The sequence below is a fragment of the Stenotrophomonas sp. PD6 genome, from assembly GCF_049199305.1.
Classification (GTDB): Bacteria; Pseudomonadota; Gammaproteobacteria; order Xanthomonadales; family Xanthomonadaceae; genus Stenotrophomonas.
Map to the genome: position 1 here is coordinate 1 of NZ_JBLZQD010000004.1, position 20,549 is coordinate 20,549.

A 20,549-nucleotide genomic window follows, 5' to 3' on the forward strand; every position below is an offset into this window, starting at 1 on the left:
GCGCCGGGCGGGGCGCCCCCCCCCCGGGCCCCCCCCCCGGCGGCCCCCCCCCCCCCGGCGCCGCCGCCCCCCCCCCCCCCCCCCCCCCCCCCCCCCCCCCCCCGGCGCTACGAGCAGGACCGGCCTATGGCCGGACGCGCCTTTATTGCGGAAGCACTTCCAGCGTTGCCACATAGTTCAGGCGGCGGCTCTTGGCCTGCTTCAGCGAGGTCTTCTTGTCTTCGCTGCTGGTTTCCAGCCAGTACATGCCGGCTTCCGGCCAGGTCACGCTGAACTCACCCTTCTTGTCACTGGTGACCTTGATCTCGTCCTGGGCGTTGCGGTAACGCGTGCCGCCACGGGTGATCTCGAAGGCCAGGCCGGCGCGCGGCTTGCCGTCGACCAGCACGCGGAACTTCGCGGCTTCGCCGGCGGCCAGGTCGTTGGGGTGGCCCACGGCGACCAGCTCGATGCCCGACTTGGTCGGCTTGAGCGCGGTGTCGTTCGGGGTGCCGTTGGTGACGAAGGTCTCGATGCGGTTGACCGACTGGCTCACCTGCAGCTTCTTGGCCTTTTTCGGCACTTCCGTGGCGAAGGTCGCCGGGGTGCCGCGCCAGCGCTTGGGCTTGCCATCTTCTTCCCAGGTGGCCGACAGGCCGTTGCTGACCGACGCCAGGCGGTAGGTACCCTGCTGGGTCAGCTCGACGTCGAACACGCTGCGGAACTTGCCGGTCGACGCGTTCTGCGGCTGCACGGTGGTGCCGTCCGGTGCGGTGATGACCAGGCTGTCCAGGCGCAGCGGCACGTGGTTGAAGTAGAACAGGTCATTCGACACGGCGGCGTCGACGGTGATCCACGGATTTTCACCGGCGATCACGGTCTGCGAGGGCTGCAACCAGGCCTTGTGGGCCAGAGCGGAGAACGGAAGGACGGCGGCCAGGGCGGCGGCTAGGACGAGCGAGCGCTTCATCAACAACTCCATGTACGGGTGAGGGGCGCCCTCCCGGCCGGGAGGGCAGTGAAACATCAGGGCTTGGCCGACAGCGTGACCAGGCCCAGTTCGGTGCTGCCCTGCGCCTTGCCGGTCTGCGGCGCAGTGGCCGGCCAGGTGAAGGGGATCTTGAGCAGTTCGCGGCCGCCGACTTCGCGGACGGCTTCCACCACCAGAGTGTAATTGCCCGGAGCCAATGCTTTCATGGCGGGCTGCTTGTCGTTGAATGACAGCGCGTGCTTGCCGGCTGGGCGGGTCGGGCCGGTGACGCCGTCGACCGGCACATCCAAGGTGCGGCCGCTCTTGCGCCACCACTGGCGCAGGTCGGGCAGCCACTTGGTGCCATGGCCCTCGGAGTTCCCGGTCTGCTGGTACCAGACCGACAGGTTGGCGGCGACCTTCTGGTCGGCCCCTTCCAGCCACACGGCCACATACGGGCGGTGGTATTCGGCCACGCTGAGCGTGGGCACTTCGACGTTGATGTCCAGCGTGGTGGCATAGGCCGGCGAGGTGGCCAGCAGGCCGCTCAGGGCGATGGTAAGGGTGACGCGCATGGTGCGGCTCCGAAGGGAAGGGTCAGTGGATCAGGATCAGGGCGATCAGCAACGGCACCATCAGGCCCAGCCCGACCAGCGGCCAGGTCATGCGGCGCTGGCGGGCATGCAGGTGCAGCAGGAACAGGCCGGTGATGCAGAACACCAGGCAGGCCACGGCGAACACGTCCAGGAACCAGCCCCAGGCGGGGCCGGCATTGCGGCCCTTGTGCAGGTCGTTGAAGTAGGAGACCCAGCCGCGCGAGGTGGCCTCGTACTCCACCGCGCCGCTTTCGCGGTCGATGCTCAGCCAGGCGTCGCCGCCGGGGCTAGGCATGGAGAGGTAGATTTCCTCGGCGGACCACTCGGCCGGCCGGCGGCCGACCGAGATGCCCAGCTCACGGTCCAGCCAGCGGGCGGCGGGGCGTGGCACCGGGGCGTTGCCGTCGGTGCGGTCGCCGAGCTGGCCGAGCAGTTCGGCGGGCAGCTCCAGCTGGCGGTTCACCACCTGGGGCTTGGCCTCGATCTTCGCGGCGTGGTTGAGGGTGATGCCCGTAGCGGCGAACAGCAGCATGCCGATCAGGCATACGGCCGAGCTGATCCAGTGCCACTGGTGCAGGGTACGCAGCCAGAAGCCGCGGCGTTGCTGTTGCTGCACGGCGGAGGAAGGCGAAGGGGTGGCCACGGTCACAAAGAAGGGGGCGAATACCGAATTACACCATTGATGAGAATGGTTCGCAATTATTGGTCGCGCCCCCCCTCCGGTCAGAACTTCGCGTTCAACGAAATCCAGTAGCTCCGCCGCTGATCCTTCGTCGCGTAATCGTCCACGCAGTTGTACTCACTGTCGCTGATCAACACGCAGGACTGCGAGACGAAGTCCTTGTCGAACAGGTTGTTCACCCGCGCGTTCACCGTCAGCCACTGATTGATGTCCCAGCTGCCCCCCAGGTGGAAGATCGTGTAATCGTCGTAGTACCGCACCTGCGAATTGCTCACCCCGCCCACGTTCGTCACCAGCGTGTCGCGGTAGCGGTCATAACGCCCTTCGCCGATCAGCGACAGGCTCACCGCCTCGCTGATCTGCCAGTTCAAGCTGGCATTGGCCATGTGCTTGGCCGGCGTGGTGGTGCCGCCTACGGGCTTGCCCTTGTCCACGCCGCTGGTCTGCTCGGACTTCGTATACGTGTAGTTGCCTCGCAGTTGCAGGGTGTCGAGCAGGTCCACATGCGCGGCCGCTTCCACGCCCCGCGTTTCGGCGGTGTCGACATTCACGCTCTGGCTGAAGGTGCTGTAGCCCAGCGCCGCCCAGCCCGGGCCGACGTCCACGCAGTAGCCGCTGCCCACGGGCGCCACTTCGCAGTTCGGGAAGGTGCCGCCGCTGGCGATCTTGTCGTCGAATTTGTTGAAGAAACCGGTGAGGTTGAAGCCCCAGCGCTCGCCCTCGTAGTAGCTGGCGATCTCGTAGTTGGTGCTGGTTTCCGGCTGCAGGTTGGGCGAACCCACCAGCGGCAGCACGCCCTGCCCACCGAAGCCGGTCACGCCGGGGAACAGCTGGTCCGGGCGCGGGGTCTTGTAGCCAGTGCTCACGCCGCCTTTGAAGGTCCACGCATCGCTGGCATTCCACACCAGGTAGGCGCGCGGGCTGACGTGGCTGCCGAAGATGTTGTGGTCGTCATAGCGCACGCCCACGGTGGCGGTCAGCGTGTCGGTCAGCGCCCAGTTGTCTTCGGCGAACACCGACCACATCCGGTGTTGCTGCTTCACGTTGTCGCGGTAGCCGGCGCCGTCCATGCCGAACACGCCGTCGGTCATGTCGGTGTCGTTGTACTGGCCACCCACGGTCAGCTTGTGCGCGCCGAAGCTCATGTCCAGCATCGTGTCCAGCACGTAGCCTTCCAGCTCCATCGTGCGCAGCGGGCGCGGCAGGAACGCTTCCAGCCGCGCCAGCTCCGCCGGGTTCAGCGCGGTCAGCGCATTGGTGCGGCCGGCGGCGCAGTTGTTGGCCGCGCCGGTGCGGCGGCAGACGTCGTTCCACAGCGTCTGCAGGTCGGCGCGCTCGTCCAGGGTCAGCGGCAGCGAACGGCCCAGGTTGTTGCTGGTGGTGTGGGTCAGCGTGGTCTGCCAGGTGCCGAATGCATAGCGGCCCTGGTGGGTCAGCGCCAGCTGGTCGCGCTCGTAGCGCTGGTAGGCGGTGTAGCCCACGCGCGGCTGCACGACGCGGCGGGTGACCGTGCCGGTGCCGTTCGGATTGGGAATGGTCGCGTTGCCCACGCGCCACAGGCTGGCAAGGCTGTCCAGCGTGCCGGTCTGGCCTTCGCTGTTGTCGTACTTCTGGCGCGAGACGTCGTAGTCCAGCGACAGGTCGTGGTCGTCGTTGATGTGCCAGCTCAGGCGCAGGCCCGTGTTCCAGTTGGTGTTGGCCACCGCCTTGCCGCCGCCGCCGAAGCCGATGCTGCGTTCCCACAGGGTGCCGTCGGGCAGCGGCAGGTCGTCCCATTCCGGGTTGGAGGCCTTGGCGTCGTAGTAGCTGCCGCGCACGGCCATGTCCAGCCGCTCCTTCACCAGCGGGCCGCTCAGGTACACGTCGGTGGTGCGCGCATCGCCGAACTGGTCGTCCTGCTGCACGGTGATGCCCTGGGTGACCGAGCCGTGCCAGCTGTCCTGGTTGCGCCGGGTGATGATGTTGATGACGCCGCCCATGGCGTCCGAACCGTACAGCGTGGACATCGGGCCGCGTACCACTTCGATGCGCTCGATCGCATCCAGCGGCGGCAGGTAGGAGAACTGGCCGCCGCCGAAGTTGTTCGGGTACAGCTGGCCGACGTTGCTCTGGCGGCGGCCATCGATCAGCACCAGCGTGTACTCGGACGGCATGCCGCGCATGGAGATGGTGGCGCGGCCGTTCTTGTCGGTGGTTTCCATGCCGACGTCGATGCCTTCCACGTCGCGCAGCGCATCCACCAGGCTGGTGTACGGGCGCTTGCTCAGTTCCTCGCGGCTGACCACGCTGATGCTGGCCGGGGCGTCGGTGATCTTCTGTTCGAAGCCCGAGGCGGTCACCACCACCTGGTCCAGGGTCTTGGTGGCGCCACTGGCGTCGCCGTTGGCGAAGGCAGGCGCGCTGAGTGCACCGAGCAGGGCAACGCTCAGCGTGCAGCGGGACAGGGACGTACGACGACGATGGCGCTGGGCCATGGGGGATACCTCGAAAAAGATGCGAACGCGGGAACGCCGTGGCCGGCGGCCGCAGCGGAATCGGAAATCAGCGGGGGGCCCGCAGGGCGGGCAGGGGCGGTGCGGTCAGCTGGGAGGTGCAGGTGCACCGTCGCGGACGCGCGGAATCAGCCCTGCGGCGGGGCTTGGCCGCGCTGGACGCGCATGCCGGGCGCCGCCGGCAACGGGGTGGCCGGGGCCGAGCCGATCGACGGCGCGACGTGCGGCGGCAGCGCGTCCAGTGTGGCCATCAATGCATCAAGCGATTCGGTCAGTGGCGGCTGCGGCAGGCGCGGCGGTGTTGCCGCCGGGCGTGCGCTGGCCATGCGGCGCGGCTTGGCCGGCGCTTCTTCCTGCAGGCGGTGGTCACCGCCGGGGCGTTCTTCGGCGGGCACCTGCAGCACCAGCGCGGCAGTGCCGGGCAGGCGCTGCTCGAGCAGCGGCAGGGCGCCCAGCAACACCGACAGCAGGGCCAGCCAGGCCAGCACCGTCGCCAACGCAGGACGCTGCCCGCGCATGGCGGGGGCAAAGCTGCGGTGGCGGTGGGGGTGGCGCAAGTTGGAATCCCGGTAAGCGCGCCGGGAGGTCCGACGCGGCGGGGATTGTAGAGAGCGCCTGTAACAAACGCAAATAGGAATGATTTACAGGATCCGGCGGTTCGATGCGCGAATCGGACATCCAGCCACGCATGGCGTGGCTCTACGTCTGATTCACCGTCCCGTAGAGCCACGCCATGCGTGGCTGGGCAAGCCCACGTAGAGCCACGCCATGCGTGGCTGCGCACCCCACGTAGAGCCACGCCATGCGTGGCTGTGCACCCAACGTAGAGCCACGCCATGCGTGGCTGTGCAGAATGTCAGCCCTGCACCAGCGCCCGTACCTGCGGATGGGGCGACACGGCCAACGTCGGTCGTATATGCGCCAAAAACGAAGCGCTGCCCTGCGCCAGCGCCCTCTGCAGCCACACCACCGCCGCATCCACATCACCCGCCGCCAGCAGCAGCGAAGCATGGCTGGCCTGCCCGCGGAAATCGCCGGCCTCGGCCGAACGCCGGTACCACGCGGGCGCGGCGGCAGGGTCGGCGGCCACCCCGATGCCGTCCTCCAGGCAGCGGCCCACCAGGTTCATCGACTTGGCATGGCCCAGGCGCGCGGCCTGCAGGTACAGCGCGAACGCCGCCGGCGCATCGCGGGCCACGCCGCGCCCGGTGCCCAGCAGGTTGGCCAGGTTGTACATGCCCCAGTCCAGCCCTTCGCCCGCCGCCTTGCGGTACCAGACCGCCGCGAGCGCGGGATTGGCCGCGGTGCCGGTGCCCAGCTCATGGCAGCGGCCCAGCATGTTCATGGCGATCGCCAGGCCCGCATTCGCGGCCCGCTCGAACCAGTGCATGCCGGCCGGCAGGTCCTGCGGCAGGCCGCGGCCTTCCATGCAGGCCTGGCCCAGCAGGTACTGTGCCTGCGCATCGCCGCGCTGGGCGGTGGCCTGCAGCGTGCCCAGGGCCGCGGCAGGATCGCGCTGCAACTGTTCGGCCAGCGCAGCTACATCGAACGCAACGACGGGCTCAGACATCGGCCCATTGCCGCAGCAGGTTGTGATACACACCGGTGAGGTTCACCAGTGCGGGGTGTTCGGGGTGATCGTGGGTGAGGCGGCGGATCGAGACGTCCAGGTCCCACATCAGGCGGCGCTGGCCATCGTCGCGCAGCATGCTCTGGATCCAGAAGAACGAGGCAAGGCGTGCGCCGGCCGTGACCGGGGTGACCTGGTGCAGGCTGGTGCCGGGGTACAGCACCATGTGGCCGGCCGGCAGTTTCACCCGCTGGTTGCCGTAGGTGTCCTCGATGACCAGCTCGCCGCCTTCGTATTCGTCGGGGTCGCTCAGGAACAGGGTGGCCGACAGGTCGGTGCGGACCGGTTGCGGCTGCCCCTCGGCGCTGTAGTCGTAACGCACCGCGTTGTCGATGTGGAAGCCGAAGGTCTGGCCCTGCTGATAGCAGTTGAACAGCGGGGGGAAGATCCGGCGCGGCAGCGCGGCGGAAAAGAAGGTGCTGTTGCGGCCGAGCGCATCGAGGATGGCCGAGCCGACCGCACGCGCGGCCGGGTCGGATTCGGGCAACTGCAGGTTGTGCTTGGCCTGCGCGGACTGGTAGCCCGCGGTGAGGCGTCCGTCGGTCCAGCCGGCGGTGGCCAGCTGCTTGCGCGCCAGCGCAACCTGCTCGGCGGTGAGGACGTCGGGAATGTGCAGCAGCATGATCGGCTCCAGTTCCTCCCGCGCCGGAGCGCGGGAGGAGGACGTATCGCTTAGAACTTGAAGTTGAAGGCCAGCGTCGCCGAACGGCCCGGCGCGATGGCAGCGTAGTGCGAAGCGTACGCCTTGGTGAAGTAGGTCTTGTCGGCCAGGTTCTGCACGTTCAACTGCAGGCTGTACTGCGGGTTGAACTGGTAGCCGACCATCGCGTCCCAACGGGTGTAGGACGGCACCCACTTGGTGTTGTTGACGTTGCCGTACACCTTGTCCACGTAGTTGGCGCCCACGCCCAGGCTCAGGCCCGGCACGAACGACGGTGCCCAGGTGGTCCACAGGCTGGCGCTGTGCTTTGCGGTGTTGGGGAACTGGTTGCCGTTGAACGGCGAGGGCGACCAGATCGGCGCGGCGGTCGTGCCGGTGTTGACGAAGCCGTTGTCTTCCACCACCGCGTCCAGGTAGGTGTAGCCACCGAACACCTGCCAGCCTTCCAGCACGGTGCCGCTGAACCCGATCTCGGCGCCCTTGACCTTCTTGCGGCCGGCGTTCTGAGTGGTACCCGCATCGCTGGTCACGCGCGCGTTGGTCATTTCGGTTTCGAAGATCGCACCGGTCAGCGACAGGCGCGCATCGAACAGGTCCCACTTGGTGCCCAGCTCGATGTTGCGGCTGCGCTGCGGCTGCAGGTCCTGGATGGTGGCGCTGATGCCGTCGGCACCGTCGCCGCCGTCAACGCCGACCGGCGTGGACGAGGTGCCCCACGACAGGTAGATGCTGCCATTCTCGACCGGCTTGAACACCAGGCCGGCCTGGCCGTTCCAGAACGAGCTGTTGTTGCGCAGGTGCTGCAGGTTGGCGGCGGCGGTCGGCACGAACTGGTGGGTCTTGTAGTCGTCGAAGCGCGCACCCAGGTTCAGCATCCACTGCTCGCTGAAGCTGATGGTGTCGAACACGTACGCGGACTTGGTGCGCGTGGTCTGGCGCACGTCATTGAGCGGGTTGCTGCGGGTCACGGTGTGCAGCGACGCCCACGGATCATTCGGATTCGGGTTGGCGAAATCGGTGCAGTTGTAGCCGGTCGCCGCGCCGCTGGTCGGGCAGCTCTGGTTGCCGGTGATCGGGTTGTTGGTACCGGCGGTGGTCTGCCCGTTCGGGCGCACCACGTCGCCGATCAGGAAGCTGCCGCGCACGGTCTTCTCGTCGCTGTATTCCACGCCGGCATTGAAGCTGTGGCGCAGTGCACCGGTCTCGAATTCGCCGGACAGGCTGGTCTGGTTGATGAAGCTGTCGGTCTGGGTCGCGCGCGAGTTGCTACGGCGCCACAGCGTGCCGTACAGGTTCGGGTTGCCCTTGCTGTCGTCCGGCTGGGTCCACAGGTAATCATTGCGCGTATCGCCGTAGCGGGCGATGTTGCGCAGTACGATGCCGCCGAAATCGTGCGAGATGTTCAGCGTGGTGATATCGGCGCGGGTCTTCTGGAAGTCGCGGTCGGCCAGGCCGTAATAGGCCTCGCGATTCGGCACCAGCGGGCTGCCGTCACCGTTGAGGGCCACGTTGGCACCGGTGGTGAACGGGTTGCTGTACGGGAAGCCGCCTGCATCGGGCAGGTCGTCGGTTTCCATGTGGTAATGGCTGACCAGCAGCTGGGTCGGGCCGTTCAGGCCGAAGGCCAGCGACGGTGCGATGCCCCAGCGGCTGCTGTTGGCGGCATCGCGGCCGGCCACGTCGGCGTCGTGGCTCATGATGTTCAGGCGGGCGGCAATGCCGTCGCCGATCACTTCATTGGCGTCCAGCGTGCCGCGGCGGTAGCTGTCGGTGCCGGCCACCAGCGAGCCCTGCACGAAGTTGTCCAGCTTCGGCGTCTTGCTCACCAGGCTGATGGTGCCGCCGGCCGAGCCACGACCGGAGTAGGCCGAACTCGGGCCCTTGACCACGTCGATCTGCTCGATCGCGAACACTTCGCGGGTCTGGCTGCCGGCATCGCGCAGGCCGTCCACGTAGATGTCCGAGGCGGAGTCGAAGCCGCGGATGAACGGCCGGTCGCCGGTCGGGTTGCCGCCTTCGCCGGCACCGAAGGTGATGCCCGGCACGGTGCGCAGTGCGTCGAGCAGGGTGGTGGCGGCGGTCTGCTCGATCACCTGCTGGGAAATCACGCTGACCGACTTGGGCATATCCAGCAGCGGCGCGGTGAACTTCGACGACTGCGGGCGCACGCGTTCGCCATGCACATCAACGCCGTCCAGTTCGGTGGCGCGCTGCGGCTCGTTGGCAGCGTCGGTTTCGGCGTGGGCGAGGGCAGGGGCGGCAATGGCGAGCAGCAGCGCGGACGACAGCGGGGTCGGACGGACGGTCATGGAGTTTCCTGGATGTGCGGACGGTAGCCGGACGCCTGGCAGGCGGTCACGGCGCGTGGAAGTGAACAGACAAGGGGTGTAGCAGAGGCGAAACAGCGACCGCGCAGGCACGGCCACGGCGGGCATCCACGCAGGGCGTGGACGCCGGGATCAGGCGTACGGAGGGGCGTGCCCGGGGTTGAGCCGCAACGACGGTTCCAGCCGCTGCCAGCGCAGCGCATCGGCCGGCCACAGCGGCACCCGGGCCACCCACGCCGTGCGGCGCACGCGGGCAGCCGGAAGCGGGCTGGGGGACTCGGTATCTGGGCAGGTGTCTGCGGCAGCCGTCTCGGGCGCGGGCATTTCCGGCGCTGGGACAGGCGGCAGGGTCAGCGTGCCGGCAACGGGGGCATGCAGTTGGGCCCCGATCAGGGCATGCGTGTCGCGTGCCGGGCCATGCGACACGCACGCCAGCAGCACCACGCAGAGCGTGGCCCACAGGGCGAGGGCACCGACGATGGCACGGTTGGCAGACACGCAGGATCCGACAGGCGCGACCGGGTGGCCGCAACGCCTATGGTAATGCTAACAATTCGCGTTTTCAAAATATCCCCATTCAGGTGGGGTGCCGAGGCCGTAATCAATTCAGCGAAAGCACGCGCAGAAGGTCGCGGGTGTTGTAGATCGTTCCCAAGAGTGCCACCAGTAGCAAGGCTGCTCCCGAGCATCTGGAGATCAAACGCTGACTGAGATAGCTCTCCATCTTTTTGGTAACCAGAATGTAGGCGCCCAGGATCAGGAAATCGATCACGACCCACAGCAGCGATAGTAGAAGCAGGCTGTGTTCCGGCGATGGTGTGGCATGAATGAACTGCGGAAAAAATGCGATGAAGAAAATGATGTCCTTGGGGTTTGAGATCCCCAGAAGGACTCCGCGCCAAAGTCCGCCATGCATCGAGCTGCCTGTGCGGCTTTCAATCAACTCTGGATCGGGTCGGGCGGCTAGCGCGTCGAATGCCAGATACCCTATGAACAAGCAGCCGAGCAAGCCAAAAATGCCCAGGAAAACGGGGCTGATGGCTGCGCTTGTGAGGACTATGTATGAGGCAATGGCAATCAATGCCAGCGATGAAAGGTTGGTTCCTATCGCGGTGGAGAGCGCCTTCCTCGGCCCTGCAGTGCTTGCCGTATTGATTACCAATGCGACGACGGGCCCCGGCGTTGCTATCAGAAGAGTGACAGTCAGGATGTAGGTGACCACCATTGCGGTATTCAAGATATGGAGTCGACCGGCAGTTTGGAGCCGCAATTGTCCCCGACAGTGCCGACAGGTGGTCGGCACTGCAGCACGGTTTTGATGGAGTTGATCAGAGCTTTTCTTTATCGCGAACAGCAAGAATCGACCGAACTTAGATTCCGTCGATCACGCCGAACGCGCCTGGGAGCGACGAGGCCACTCTTGAATTCAGTGGCCATGGGTAGCGCCACCCGGGGCAGGGCAGGGGCACGCCCTGCTCCCGTCATGCTCAATCGCGGTCGTCGCGGGTCCAGACCCCGTCGTATTCGCGCTTCACCGGGAATTTGGGCACGGCCGTATAGGCCGGCGCGCATAGGGCGCGGCCGTCGCGTACGTCGAAGCGCGCGCTGTGCAGCACGCACTCGATGCTGCCTTCGGTGGTATCGAAGGTGCCCGAGGAGAGTTCGAACTCCTCGTGCGTGCACTGGTCTTCCAGCGCGTACAGCTCACCGTCCAGGTTGAACACCACGATCGGCGTGCCGGTCACCTCGTCGAAGGTGCTCTTCATCTCGCCGGGCAGCAGCTCGGCCGTGGCGCAGACGAAGGTCCAGGTCTCGCTCATGCGTGCGCTGCCAGCGGCTTCTCGAGGATCTCGAAGCGCAGGTCGTCGCGCTTGGGCACGCCGAAGCGTTCATCGCCATACGGGAACGGCTTCTTGATGCCGGTGCGCTGGTAGCCGCGGCGCTCGTAGAAGGCGATCAGCTCGTCGCGGATGTCGATCACCGTCATCTGCATTACCGGCACGCCCCATTCGCGCGCGGCGTGGGCCTCGGCGGCCTCCATCACCTGCTTGCCGATGCCGCCCCCCTGCTGGGCCGGGTCCACCGAGAACATGCCGAAGTAGCCCTTGCCGTGGTCGTCGGCAACGTGCGCGCAGGCCAGCAGTTGGCCGTCGCGTTCGGCAAGCAGGATGGTGCTGCGTGGGCGGGCCAGGTCGGCCTGCAGCCCCTGCGCATCGATGCGCGCGCCATCGAGCATGTCAGCTTCGGTGGTCCAGCCGGCGCGGCTGGCGTCGCCACGGTAGGCCGAGGTGACCAGGGTGATCAGGGCGGGGATGTCGGCGGCGGTGGCCGCCCGGAAGGTCAGGGTGCTCATGGCGACATTCTAAGGCGGTGGGGGCGGGGTGTGGAGGAGATTCGGGACGCCGCGTCGTGGCCCTGATGCCGTTCGGAATGTCGAAATCCGCCCAATTTCCCGCACATCCTTTCCGATGATGTACGGAATCTGGCGAAATATAGCGGCCTGTGAATCACGGCCCGGAAAGCCATAGGGACAGTGCGTTAGCCGCCGCCGGGTCAAATCCCTACGATGTGCCGGCTGCCCATCCGCTGTGACGCACCGCATCGCGCCGGTAGTTGGCGCATGGCAGGCAGCACTCTTTCACTCCTGGCGGCAGATCATGAAGAAGCTCTCAATCCTCCTGTGGGTTGCGATGGTGACGGCGTGCGCCGCACGCGATGAGGGCGACCATATTTCCGGGCGGGAGAAGGCCGCCGTGATGGAGGCGGCCGATGCCGGCGATGTGGTCGCGATCAAGCGCCTGATCGCGCATTACGAGGCGACCCTGGGAAACGATGTGCTGGCCGAACAATGGCGCGAGCGGGCCTGCGCGCTGGGTGACGCACAGGAGCTGTACTACCTTGCCGCCAGGCGTTTTGCCGCGGCCGAGGTCGAGGGCGATCCGGCGCTGCGCCATGCGCTGCTCGAAGAAGCGCACGCCGCCGCCAAGCGCTCGCATGTCAGCCAGCCCGATCATTCCACGCAGCTGCTGGTGGAGCAGATCGGCAGGGCGGTGCAGGCGCTGGAGGAGTGACCGGCGCGCCGGTCAGCGCATGAAGAACTCGACCGGGAACGAGAGTTCCACCGGCGCGGGGCGCTCATCGGGTACCGGCGGCAAAGGCGCGGCGCGGCGGAACGTGTCCAGCGCGGCCTGATCCAGCGTCGGCTGACCCGAACTCTGCTCTACAGACAGCGCCAACAGACGACCATCGCGCGCCACGCTCACCCGCATCTGCACCACGCCCTCGATGCGGCGCGCGCGCGCTGCGTGGGGGTAGCGGCGGAACCGTTCCAGCTGTGCCATCACCCGGCCCTCCCAGCTGTCGCGGCCGGGCGGGGTCTCGCTCGGCCCCGGCGGCAGCGGCGGGCTGGGCGGTGCGGCGGCGACCGAGGCCTGCTGCTGCAGGGGCGCGGGCACATCGGTGACCGGTCGCGGCGGCGTGGGCGGCGGCACTATCCAGTTGGCTACGGCGCGTGGCGGCGTGGGCGGCAGCGGGCGCGGCGGTTCGGGCGGCTGCTGCTGCACGGTGGCCGCCGTGCTGGGCGTCGGAGCGATGATGTCTTCAAGCGGCACTTCGGGCGCGCGCGGCGGAATGAGGAACAGCTGGGTGCGCTCGGCCGGCGGCGGCGGAAGCCGGGCCACGTTGGCTACCTGGGTCCAGAGCAGCAGGGCGAAAACACCCACGTGCGCAGCGATGGTGAGGGTGGCCGCCAGTTTGCGGGCGTGGCGCTCGGTGAAGGGCGCGGTGGGCGTGGTCACCACGGCGGCATGCCGGTAGGCGTGCACGGTGCGTTGCAGGTCCTGCCGAGTTCCTTGCACGGCGTTGCCGAGCGACCGGGCGTTCGCAGCAGTGGGGACAGCCGACGGCGACATGCAACGTCTTGAATGAGAAGGGTTCTCATTATGGCACGATCCCGGGGGTCCGAGGCGCGCATGGATTCGTCGTATCCTCAGCGGCGCAACCGGGCCAGCCAATGAGGGCGGGCCGCTACGGGGAACGAAGGGGCGCCGGATGGCTGGATCGCTACGTGATTTTCCTATCGATGGGCAGACCCTGGTGGGCGCTCTTGGGCAAGGGGTGTTCGGTTCGGCCCATCAGTGGATTGATGTGGTGACCTATAGGGGCTTCCATGACGTTCCGCGGGTGATCCTGGCGAAGGCCGTGCTGGTGCGACTGGCGAATGAGGTGATGCCATGAGGGCAGCGTTTGGCATGTTGATGGCTCTGGCTACGGTCGCCCTTGGCGTCTGGATGTTCTACTTCCTGCCTGGGTGGATCGGAATCGTCGTGGCGACGGCACTGCTTTTGGGTTCCGTGGTCGCCAGCGTGCTTCTCTGGATGGGTGCCATTCCGCGTGAAAAGGTTGCTCGATTGTGGAAGGAGTTTCTGAATGCTCTTTATGGTCTATGAGGCTGAAGCAACGGCATGGGTGCGCTTTTAGCCGGGCACTTGCTCTGCGACCGTGTGTAAGTTGAGGTTTAGGGTGGCTTCATCGTTCAGTGCTGATCGCACTCAGCCGGCCTGCTGACTCGAGCAGGAAGCGCATGGATTGATGGGTGGTTGCGCTGCGTCAGCCAGATATTGCGCTTGGAGTTCGGTGGAGTGGAGCGCGATCTTCCATGGCGCTCGAGGCTGGCTTCCGAGCGTGTGGGTTTTTCGTCGAAGTCGAGCACATGACAGGGTGAGAACGTCGCGACAATGGGTGACGTGATTGACCCAAGTTTCGCTCTATTCGTTCCTGGGCCCATCTTTGTGTGCTATGAAAAACACGGCAGCTGCTCAGTCGGTTGATGGCGTCTATCCAATCGCCAGATGGCTGCCTAATTGCATATGACTGAAGCACGGAGGCGGGTGGGCCGCCTACAGCGAACTGGCGGCCACTGGGCTTGCCGTATCGGGCAAACCCACCGGCAACTACAGCTATCGGGTGCGTGCCGGCAACAATGCCGGTTGGAGTGGGGTCTATTCCAACGTGGTGAGCGTTGCCTCGCTGCAGCCCCCGCAGGGCACTACGGTGAGCGTGCCCGGCTCCAGCAACACCGGCAGCTATTCGGTCAGCTGGAACCCGGTGCCGCTGGCAACCGAATACCGCTTGGAGCAGAGCGCCAACGGAGGCGGGTGGGGCGAGATCCAGCGTGAAGGTGCCACCGCACGCAACATCGGTGGAATGGCGGACGGCACGTACGCCTACCGGGTGCTTTCCTGCAATGCGGCTGGCTGCAGCGGCTACTCCAACGTGGCCACCATCGTGGTCACGCTGCCGCCGCCGACGCCGCAGATCACCTCCAACACCAAGTTCCAGTCGGCCAGGCCGCCAATACGGATTCTGTGCAGTGTCTGGTGGACGGCGGTACCCCGGGCCACCACCTACGAACTGCTCAAGGATGGCGTGGTTACCGCCTACAGCGGTCCATTGACCAACGTCAGTTCCAGCAACCAGAACTACTGCGCCACCTCGCATCAGGTGCGCGCCTGCAACGCCGCAGGCTGCTCGCCCTGGTCGAACCCGCCTACGCCGCAGGTGCTGACGATTGGAGAGTCCGATGGCTGATCACATGGAAACCAATGGACTGAGGAAGGTTATGGACAGCGCATCTGGATGCCTGGGGCTGCTCAAGCGACTGCTGCACACGGGAACCGCTGCCGGTGTGGCGTGCTTGGCTGCGCTTGGCATGGCGGCAGCGCTGCCTGTTCATGCGCAGACCACGCAGACCGTGTTGTACGTGCATACCGATGCCCTGGGCTCGGTGGTGGCTAAGACGGATGTAAACGGCAACGTGGTCGAGCGCTATGAATACGAGCCGTACGGCGCAGCAATCGGTGCGGGGGTCCAGGATGGGCCCGCCTACACCGGCCATATAAGCGACTCGGCAACTGGACTGAGCTACATGCAGCAGCGGTACTACGATCCGCAGCTGGGTGTCTTCCTTAGCGTCGATCCAATCAATGCCGGTCCCACTGGTCGGGGCTTCCAGAGGTACGGGTACGCGCATGGCAATCCTTACCGCTTCACCGACCCGGATGGGCGGCAGGCCCTTGATATCAGCAGGCGCAGCGGAGGGCGGTGGCAATGCGGTTCGGACCCCCATTGTGCCAACGGCCTCGAGGGTGGGGCAGAGAAGAGAGTAAAGGCAGGTCTGGACAAGGCTTGGAGAGGGGTCGTTGCGCACCGGTTGATTCAACAAGACATCGTCAATGATCTGCAGGGGGCAGAAGTCACAGCCGAGCGCGTGCTCAAGGTCGGCGACTACAAGGGAAGGTTAGACATTGCAATAAGGGATAGTCCCAATGCGAAATGGCAGGTCTTCGAACTGAAGCCACTGTCACATATGGCGAGAAAAGGACTCAACAACCGTGCAACCTCGCAGCTGCTCGGCTATGTGCAGGCCCTTAAAGATCTCGGGGAGGATGCAGAAGTAGGGAGGTGGAGCTCAGTCTTCCCAGGCCAGCAAAGCCGGTGGGTCAATCATCTCCCCGTTAATTATGGAGGGGTGATCTTCAGTGGATCGTACGTTTACGGGCCCGGTGACGAAAGCGAGGCCTCCGGTATCATCTACTATGCCGATGGGCCGGAGGCAACTTCCAAATGAGCCGCAGTTCGAATCCAAGTGACAAGGGTGTGGAATCGCAGCTTTCCAGTTATTCCATCGTGGCTTATCAGGCCAAGCGGGTGGCGTCGGAGTTGCACGCAGAAGGTTTAGGTCTGCTCAACCATGCGTTCGGTGGAAGGGTAGGCGATGAGGATGAAACGGCTTGTCTGTTGAAGGATGAGCTGTTGCGTGAACGCTACGGAAACTGGAGGGTCCACCGCGGCGGAGAGCTCTGGGAAATGCTGGGTTACCGCTCGGCACTTCTAGAGAAGGTTACGTCAGAGTTGGGTATCACCATCGCACAGTTGCGCGGTCGCGACCGCGATGCCCGCGCTGAGGACGTGATCGCGTCCCAATCATGGGGTGCTGAATTCACCGTTGCCAAAATGCTGGGGCTGCAGTCGCCTGAGCTCTCCCGCTTGACTGCTGAAGAGCGCAAGGCAGAGGCGGGGGCCTTGAGTCTGACGCCGGAGCCAATACCGGACACTTCGGGCGTGAGGAGAATCTACGCATCACTTCTGCGCCAGCTTGGATATCGCAAGCTGAACATGCCAGGAAATGGTGCCACGTTGTTCCATCGCGGACCGCAAGGGCGCTTGGTCGTTGCACTTCGCGTGAACGCATTGCCGGGCCATGTCTCCACTGTCTCGATGGGAGCCATGCCGAGATTGGACCTGAGCGGATGTTCCGACGAGCTGCGTCGGGGCTTCGATAGTGGTGCGTACATTGACATCGTGGAGCCGATCATTCAGGGATTTGGACGATATCGATCAGCTGGGAGCGATCTGGAGTTCGCATTGCAGATACGCGCATACGAAATGTTCATCGATAAGTTGCTTCCGCTGCTTGAGGATGCCGTTCCTGTGCGACAGTGAGGGCGAATCCCTCCAGCTCAGCCGAGCAGTCTGCGAACCTCGTTCAAGAGTTGCGGGTCAGTTGATTGACAGGATCGATAAAAGCCCAGGTGTACTTCGAATAAAGATTCAGACCGTTGGATCTACGGGGTCGCTGATGGCATGGAAACCACTGTGCTGACGGGTGGAGTCGAAGACAGAAGGATGCCAGAGGCCGTTCTCGAATTCAGAATGAAACAAAGGTCAGAGTGGACTTTGAACCAGGGCGATGAGAGAAGATGATCGATAGAGACAGGGAGGAGATGCTGAGGGGCCGACTTCAGCAACTAAGCGAAGCCAGACGGCAGGCAGCATTGCGTGCTAAGTATGCTCCGGCACTGGTTGGGTCAATTAATTCTGCGACGGGTTTGGCGTTACGGGTTGAGGATTTTGGCCCTTGTACCGTCGAGAGGTATTTGGAATGGCCAGAAGATATCCGGAACGCTCCTGGACTAGTTCTGCCTTACGTTAGTCGAGCCGCTGTTGACCAGGTGCTTGTGTGCGTGGATGAGAAGCTTGGCAGCCTCGATGGAGCGCTGGGGCTTCACGACAAGGACTACTTAGGGTTTGCGTGCGTCAAGAACTTCTCTGTACGTCTAATGTCAGGCGCTGCATCCAAATTAGCGGATTCTTTGCTTTTCTATCCGACTGCCTCCGAGCTTTCGATACTCGTCGACTGTTACGGTAGTAACCCAGAGATTCAGTTCAGCATCGTGGCTCAAGGGGCTGGCCTCGATCTCTTGAGGGGGTGCTTCATGTCTCACCAAGTGCGTACAGCATAAAGGGCCCAGTATGGAGCGCGGTAGCGCCCATAGTGGTGCAGTTGCCGCCAACAGGGGTACCAAGCCTCTGCGCCTGCCCAGGCCGCGAACGGCGCCTATGCTGTGAGATGGTCGTCGGTCGCAGGTGACCGTTCGGAATACAATGCACTTGAAGGATTGCGCGGCAGCGCTGCCTGTTCATGCGCAGACCACGCAGACCGTGTTGTACGTGCATACCGATGCCCTGGGCTCGGTGGTGGCCAAGACGGATGTAAACGGCAACGTGGTCGAGCGCTATGACTACGAGCCGTATGGCGCTCCAATCGGTGCTGAGGTCCAGGATGGGCCTGCCTACACGGGACATGTGAGCGACTCGGCTACCGGGCTGAGCTACATGCAGCAGCGGTACTATGACCCTGTCGCCGGGCGGTTCCTGAGCGCCGACCCGGTTACGGCCATGAGCGCGCCAGACATTGCGTTCGGGCGGTATCGATACGCAGCAAACAATCCTTACAAATATACGGATCCTGACGGAAGGTTTGAAAGGGCTACTGGCTCGCAGTTGAGCGGTGGACAGGGCTTCTCTGGAAGCCGAGTTGCGATTGTGCGGAGCTCGTTCAGGAGTCCTATGGACAGAACGGAAGGAGGTGGCACACCCCGACAGAATCAGAAAATTTCCGAAAAAGTGATCTCTGCCCACAACGGGGGAGCAGGAGGGAGTGAGGCGGCAAGCGCAGTTAAGCTGGTTGGTCTTATTGATACGGCTAGAGCGTACGGTTCAGCTTCCGATGCAAGAGAGTCTGCAAAAAATAGCGGGTTGGGCGGCTTGGGTCATGGCAAAGGGGACGCAATGAGGCACTGCACATGGAGCTGTCAGATGGCTAGAGACATCGGACCCGATAGATCTAAGATGATTGGTGACAATCATGAGATATGGGGCACTGATGTTCCTGGAGCAAGGCAAATGGGCTTGAATAACAACGCGTCCGGTAGAGCACTATCAACGCTGCCGGGCACCTGCTCTGCGAACTGTACGGAGGCCGCGAGAAATGATCAGTTGGAAGTCTATATGGGCAATTGACGTTTTGCCGGCGCGTCGCGCCGTTCGGGTATGCGTCGTAGCGGTGGTTGCATTAAGTGTCAGCGCGTGTGGATGGCTGGCTGGCGCCGTTGTGACCATCGAAAACGTTGGAGTTCATCCGTTGGATCAGATTCGATTGGAAGTGGGAGGTGGAATCATCGAGATCGAATCTATCGCGGCCGGTGAAAAGTTGCTGATAAAGCCGGATATCAAGGGTGACTCGTCTTTGCGAATTAATTACAGAGACAATGAAGAGAATGTAGTTTGCGATGGAGATGTATATTTCACCAACAATCTCCGCGTGCGCGTGGAGGTTGAAATTGGAGGCGGGGTCTGTCACGTGGTTGATGTAACCGACTGAAATATAGGTAGTCAATGCCCGGCACCTTTATGTGGAAATTGAGTTCCACCGAAATTGAATCAGGAATGGCGATCCTTGCAGGGGTGGTCGAGAGCTCCTCTTCAGTTCCGGTGGCAAGGGTATCGACTGAACCTGCCCCGCTGAAACGGACGCCAAGAAGCGATAATTTACTCGCACTTTGAGGTTCCCTGTGTCACGTCCCCCTCGCCGTCACTACACCCATGATCAGAAGGCCCAGGCCGTCATCTTGGTCGAATCCTTCGGCCTACCGCCGCTGCCCGGCAGCTCAACGTCGCTGTGAAGTCGCTGGCGAACTGGCTCAAACAAATAGGAGGTGGACGAATCATGGGTATTCAATCTAGGCTCGATGAAATGACGCTACTTGTGCAGAGCTTCGCGTCCGGCGCTGTGTCTGCACGCGAATTCGTAGAGAAGTATTCAAACTTCTACTACTACGAGGCATTGGACGGGCATGAATCTTTAAGCGCACTGTCGCCTCACGATCTGCAGAGGCTTGCGCCTGCAGTCGAACTGCATCGTCGCGTGCAAGAGCAGGTCGTCAATCGGCTGGTTCTTGATGCAAACTTTACGGACGAGCAAATCAAGCTGGCTGGCAGGTTGACGGAGTCTGAGGCACGGCTGAGCATATTGAAGGTGTGCGAGGAGTTGGGGTTACGGGGAACTTCGTCAGCTATATCGAGCGATTGAGGTGCCACCCGAGTGGCACAAAAATGCCTGCAAGTAGCGGACGATCCTTATCCAAGCGCCGCCTCGCAGGCCGGTTCCGGTTGATGTAGGTCTCAATGTCGGGGGAGAAGTAGGCGATATTGGCGTCGTGGGTGCTAACATTCGCTACGTCCCACCAGCGAAATTTGAGCTGAGTGTCAATGGAGGCCTCGGTGCTTCGGCACGTGTGGAAATATACGAAATCGTGTACACCCCAGGAAAGGTGCCACGATGCTGAATATCGTTTTTCTAGTCGCATTTGTATCTGTATTCACCTACTTGATTGCATTCTTTCGATTCACCAGGCGCTTTCCGAAGTTGTTTCCAGAGTTGTGGAGGACTCTGGGCTGTCCGGAATCTCTAGGGCTCCGCGGTCAGTCAACTTACTTGGGGGTGGTCCTGGGAATGGAGAGTAAGGTGCCGAAAGGGGCGCTCCAGGAGGTTCGCGGCGAGATACTCACCATACGGGTGTTTCTGGCGCTCACTGTAGTTGGTTTTGTCACGGCCGCCTTCATGACTGGTTGAATCAAACGAGTGCCGGAGTTGGAGGCTCGCGCTCACATTGATGCTGTGGCAACTTCGGTCGGTGAAAGCGATTAGTCGTTAATTACTTCATGCTTGAAGTCGGAAATGTGACGTCCGGAGTTGGGTTGGTCGCCGTTGTCCACGCTCACGCCGATCTGCATCGTTCGCTCCTACCCCATAATGGATAAGGCATCAGATTCTCCGGGTAGTGATCAGGTGATACGCTCCCTTCGGGGA

Annotated in this window: 22 protein-coding genes; 9 read left to right on the forward strand and 13 right to left on the reverse strand. The window is 63.8% G+C overall.

What is annotated here, in order from left to right; translation table 11 throughout:
• Window positions 1-142: 142 nt before the first annotated feature.
• From ACOZHM_RS07665 to ACOZHM_RS07720, 12 genes are all read right to left on the reverse strand, one after another.
• Entirely contained in the window at window positions 143-949 is an 807-nt protein-coding gene (locus tag ACOZHM_RS07665; RefSeq protein ID WP_421568634.1) for a DUF4198 domain-containing protein, read from the reverse strand.
• Between the two features lie 56 nt (window positions 950-1,005).
• Window positions 1,006-1,524: a DUF2271 domain-containing protein gene (locus ACOZHM_RS07670; RefSeq protein WP_421568635.1), complete on the reverse strand. Its 519-nt coding sequence runs from the start codon at window positions 1,522-1,524 to the stop codon at window positions 1,006-1,008.
• A gap of 22 nt (window positions 1,525-1,546) precedes the next feature.
• The gene (locus ACOZHM_RS07675) at window positions 1,547-2,188 is read right to left on the reverse strand and encodes a PepSY-associated TM helix domain-containing protein (protein ID WP_421568636.1); all 642 of its coding nucleotides are present in this window, start codon (window positions 2,186-2,188) and stop codon (window positions 1,547-1,549) included.
• Window positions 2,189-2,268: 80 nt separating this feature from the next.
• On the reverse strand, window positions 2,269-4,701 hold the full coding sequence (locus ACOZHM_RS07680; protein WP_421568637.1) for a TonB-dependent receptor domain-containing protein: 2,433 nt from the start codon (window positions 4,699-4,701) through the stop codon (window positions 2,269-2,271).
• Between the two features lie 146 nt (window positions 4,702-4,847).
• Window positions 4,848-5,276, reverse strand: coding sequence for a hypothetical protein (locus tag ACOZHM_RS07685; RefSeq protein ID WP_421568639.1), 429 nt, complete (start codon window positions 5,274-5,276; stop codon window positions 4,848-4,850).
• A gap of 299 nt (window positions 5,277-5,575) precedes the next feature.
• The gene (locus ACOZHM_RS07690; protein ID WP_421568641.1) at window positions 5,576-6,289 is read right to left on the reverse strand and encodes a tetratricopeptide repeat protein; all 714 of its coding nucleotides are present in this window, start codon (window positions 6,287-6,289) and stop codon (window positions 5,576-5,578) included.
• A complete protein-coding gene (locus ACOZHM_RS07695; protein ID WP_421568642.1) occupies window positions 6,282-6,971 on the reverse strand; it encodes a Fe2+-dependent dioxygenase in 690 nt (229 codons plus the stop codon). Before ACOZHM_RS07695 ends, ACOZHM_RS07690 begins: the two co-directional genes overlap by 8 nt.
• 50 nt (window positions 6,972-7,021) lie before the next feature.
• Window positions 7,022-9,319, reverse strand: a complete 2,298-nt coding sequence (locus ACOZHM_RS07700; protein ID WP_421568644.1) for a TonB-dependent receptor — start codon at window positions 9,317-9,319, stop codon at window positions 7,022-7,024.
• 150 nt (window positions 9,320-9,469) lie between these two features.
• Complete coding sequence (locus ACOZHM_RS07705) at window positions 9,470-9,835, reverse strand: hypothetical protein (protein ID WP_421568646.1); 366 nt, start codon at window positions 9,833-9,835, stop codon at window positions 9,470-9,472.
• 103 nt (window positions 9,836-9,938) lie between these two features.
• Window positions 9,939-10,562: a LysE family translocator gene (locus ACOZHM_RS07710; RefSeq protein ID WP_421568647.1), complete on the reverse strand. Its 624-nt coding sequence runs from the start codon at window positions 10,560-10,562 to the stop codon at window positions 9,939-9,941.
• Window positions 10,563-10,824: 262 nt separating this feature from the next.
• Window positions 10,825-11,157, reverse strand: a complete 333-nt coding sequence (locus ACOZHM_RS07715; RefSeq protein ID WP_421568648.1) for a non-heme iron oxygenase ferredoxin subunit — start codon at window positions 11,155-11,157, stop codon at window positions 10,825-10,827.
• Complete coding sequence (locus ACOZHM_RS07720; protein WP_421568649.1) at window positions 11,154-11,690, reverse strand: GNAT family N-acetyltransferase; 537 nt, start codon at window positions 11,688-11,690, stop codon at window positions 11,154-11,156. The genes ACOZHM_RS07715 and ACOZHM_RS07720 overlap by 4 nt, the downstream gene beginning before the upstream one ends.
• 304 nt (window positions 11,691-11,994) lie before the next feature.
• On the opposite strand from ACOZHM_RS07720, the gene ACOZHM_RS07725 reads away from it, so the two are divergent.
• Window positions 11,995-12,408: a hypothetical protein gene (locus ACOZHM_RS07725; protein WP_421568650.1), complete on the forward strand. Its 414-nt coding sequence runs from the start codon at window positions 11,995-11,997 to the stop codon at window positions 12,406-12,408.
• Window positions 12,409-12,420: 12 nt separating this feature from the next.
• Here ACOZHM_RS07725 and ACOZHM_RS07730 read toward each other — a convergent pair whose 3' ends face one another.
• Window positions 12,421-13,194, reverse strand: coding sequence for an energy transducer TonB (locus tag ACOZHM_RS07730; protein ID WP_421568651.1), 774 nt, complete (start codon window positions 13,192-13,194; stop codon window positions 12,421-12,423).
• A gap of 393 nt (window positions 13,195-13,587) precedes the next feature.
• Between ACOZHM_RS07730 and ACOZHM_RS07735 the strand changes: the two genes are divergently transcribed.
• The 8 genes from ACOZHM_RS07735 to ACOZHM_RS07770 all read left to right on the forward strand — a co-directional run bounded on the left by ACOZHM_RS07735 (window position 13,588) and on the right by ACOZHM_RS07770 (window position 20,312).
• Window positions 13,588-13,785, forward strand: a complete 198-nt coding sequence (locus ACOZHM_RS07735) for a hypothetical protein (protein WP_421568653.1) — start codon at window positions 13,588-13,590, stop codon at window positions 13,783-13,785.
• A 517-nt stretch (window positions 13,786-14,302) separates the two neighbouring features.
• Window positions 14,303-14,926: a hypothetical protein gene (locus tag ACOZHM_RS07740; protein WP_421568654.1), complete on the forward strand. Its 624-nt coding sequence runs from the start codon at window positions 14,303-14,305 to the stop codon at window positions 14,924-14,926.
• A complete protein-coding gene (locus ACOZHM_RS07745; RefSeq protein WP_421568656.1) occupies window positions 14,919-15,965 on the forward strand; it encodes an RHS repeat domain-containing protein in 1,047 nt (348 codons plus the stop codon). The genes ACOZHM_RS07740 and ACOZHM_RS07745 overlap by 8 nt, the downstream gene beginning before the upstream one ends.
• Window positions 15,962-16,840, forward strand: a complete 879-nt coding sequence (locus ACOZHM_RS07750; protein ID WP_421568658.1) for a hypothetical protein — start codon at window positions 15,962-15,964, stop codon at window positions 16,838-16,840. Before ACOZHM_RS07745 ends, ACOZHM_RS07750 begins: the two co-directional genes overlap by 4 nt.
• A 942-nt stretch (window positions 16,841-17,782) precedes the next feature.
• A complete protein-coding gene (locus ACOZHM_RS07755) occupies window positions 17,783-18,700 on the forward strand; it encodes an RHS repeat domain-containing protein (RefSeq protein WP_421568659.1) in 918 nt (305 codons plus the stop codon).
• The gene (locus tag ACOZHM_RS07760) at window positions 18,669-19,061 is read left to right on the forward strand and encodes a hypothetical protein (RefSeq protein ID WP_421568660.1); all 393 of its coding nucleotides are present in this window, start codon (window positions 18,669-18,671) and stop codon (window positions 19,059-19,061) included. Before ACOZHM_RS07755 ends, ACOZHM_RS07760 begins: the two co-directional genes overlap by 32 nt.
• Before the next feature lie 345 nt (window positions 19,062-19,406).
• Window positions 19,407-19,769 (forward strand): hypothetical protein, encoded by a 363-nt coding sequence (locus tag ACOZHM_RS07765; RefSeq protein ID WP_421568661.1) that lies wholly within the window; start codon window positions 19,407-19,409, stop codon window positions 19,767-19,769.
• 249 nt (window positions 19,770-20,018) lie between these two features.
• Window positions 20,019-20,312, forward strand: a complete 294-nt coding sequence (locus tag ACOZHM_RS07770; RefSeq protein ID WP_421568662.1) for a hypothetical protein — start codon at window positions 20,019-20,021, stop codon at window positions 20,310-20,312.
• Window positions 20,313-20,549 lie beyond the last annotated feature (237 nt).

Excerpts from the sequence above, each read along its gene's own strand:
- ACOZHM_RS07665 (WP_421568634.1), bottom strand. The coding sequence starts at position 949 with ATGAAGCGCTCGCTCGTCCTAGCCGCCGCCCTGGCCGCCGTCCTTCCG.
- ACOZHM_RS07715 (WP_421568648.1), bottom strand. The coding sequence starts at position 11,157 with ATGAGCGAGACCTGGACCTTCGTCTGCGCCACGGCCGAGCTGCTGCCC.
- ACOZHM_RS07670 (WP_421568635.1), bottom strand. The coding sequence starts at position 1,524 with ATGCGCGTCACCCTTACCATCGCCCTGAGCGGCCTGCTGGCCACCTCG.
- ACOZHM_RS07755 (WP_421568659.1), top strand. The coding sequence starts at position 17,783 with ATGCACTTGAAGGATTGCGCGGCAGCGCTGCCTGTTCATGCGCAGACC.
- ACOZHM_RS07725 (WP_421568650.1), top strand. The coding sequence starts at position 11,995 with ATGAAGAAGCTCTCAATCCTCCTGTGGGTTGCGATGGTGACGGCGTGC.
- ACOZHM_RS07770 (WP_421568662.1), top strand. The coding sequence starts at position 20,019 with ATGCTGAATATCGTTTTTCTAGTCGCATTTGTATCTGTATTCACCTAC.
- ACOZHM_RS07720 (WP_421568649.1), bottom strand. The coding sequence starts at position 11,690 with ATGAGCACCCTGACCTTCCGGGCGGCCACCGCCGCCGACATCCCCGCC.
- ACOZHM_RS07745 (WP_421568656.1), top strand. The coding sequence starts at position 14,919 with ATGGCTGATCACATGGAAACCAATGGACTGAGGAAGGTTATGGACAGC.
- ACOZHM_RS07750 (WP_421568658.1), top strand. The coding sequence starts at position 15,962 with ATGAGCCGCAGTTCGAATCCAAGTGACAAGGGTGTGGAATCGCAGCTT.
- ACOZHM_RS07690 (WP_421568641.1), bottom strand. The coding sequence starts at position 6,289 with ATGTCTGAGCCCGTCGTTGCGTTCGATGTAGCTGCGCTGGCCGAACAG.
- ACOZHM_RS07765 (WP_421568661.1), top strand. The coding sequence starts at position 19,407 with ATGGGTATTCAATCTAGGCTCGATGAAATGACGCTACTTGTGCAGAGC.
- ACOZHM_RS07735 (WP_421568653.1), top strand. The coding sequence starts at position 13,588 with ATGTTGATGGCTCTGGCTACGGTCGCCCTTGGCGTCTGGATGTTCTAC.
- ACOZHM_RS07700 (WP_421568644.1), bottom strand. The coding sequence starts at position 9,319 with ATGACCGTCCGTCCGACCCCGCTGTCGTCCGCGCTGCTGCTCGCCATT.
- ACOZHM_RS07760 (WP_421568660.1), top strand. The coding sequence starts at position 18,669 with ATGATCAGTTGGAAGTCTATATGGGCAATTGACGTTTTGCCGGCGCGT.
- ACOZHM_RS07680 (WP_421568637.1), bottom strand. The coding sequence starts at position 4,701 with ATGGCCCAGCGCCATCGTCGTCGTACGTCCCTGTCCCGCTGCACGCTG.
- ACOZHM_RS07695 (WP_421568642.1), bottom strand. The coding sequence starts at position 6,971 with ATGCTGCTGCACATTCCCGACGTCCTCACCGCCGAGCAGGTTGCGCTG.
- ACOZHM_RS07710 (WP_421568647.1), bottom strand. The coding sequence starts at position 10,562 with ATGGTGGTCACCTACATCCTGACTGTCACTCTTCTGATAGCAACGCCG.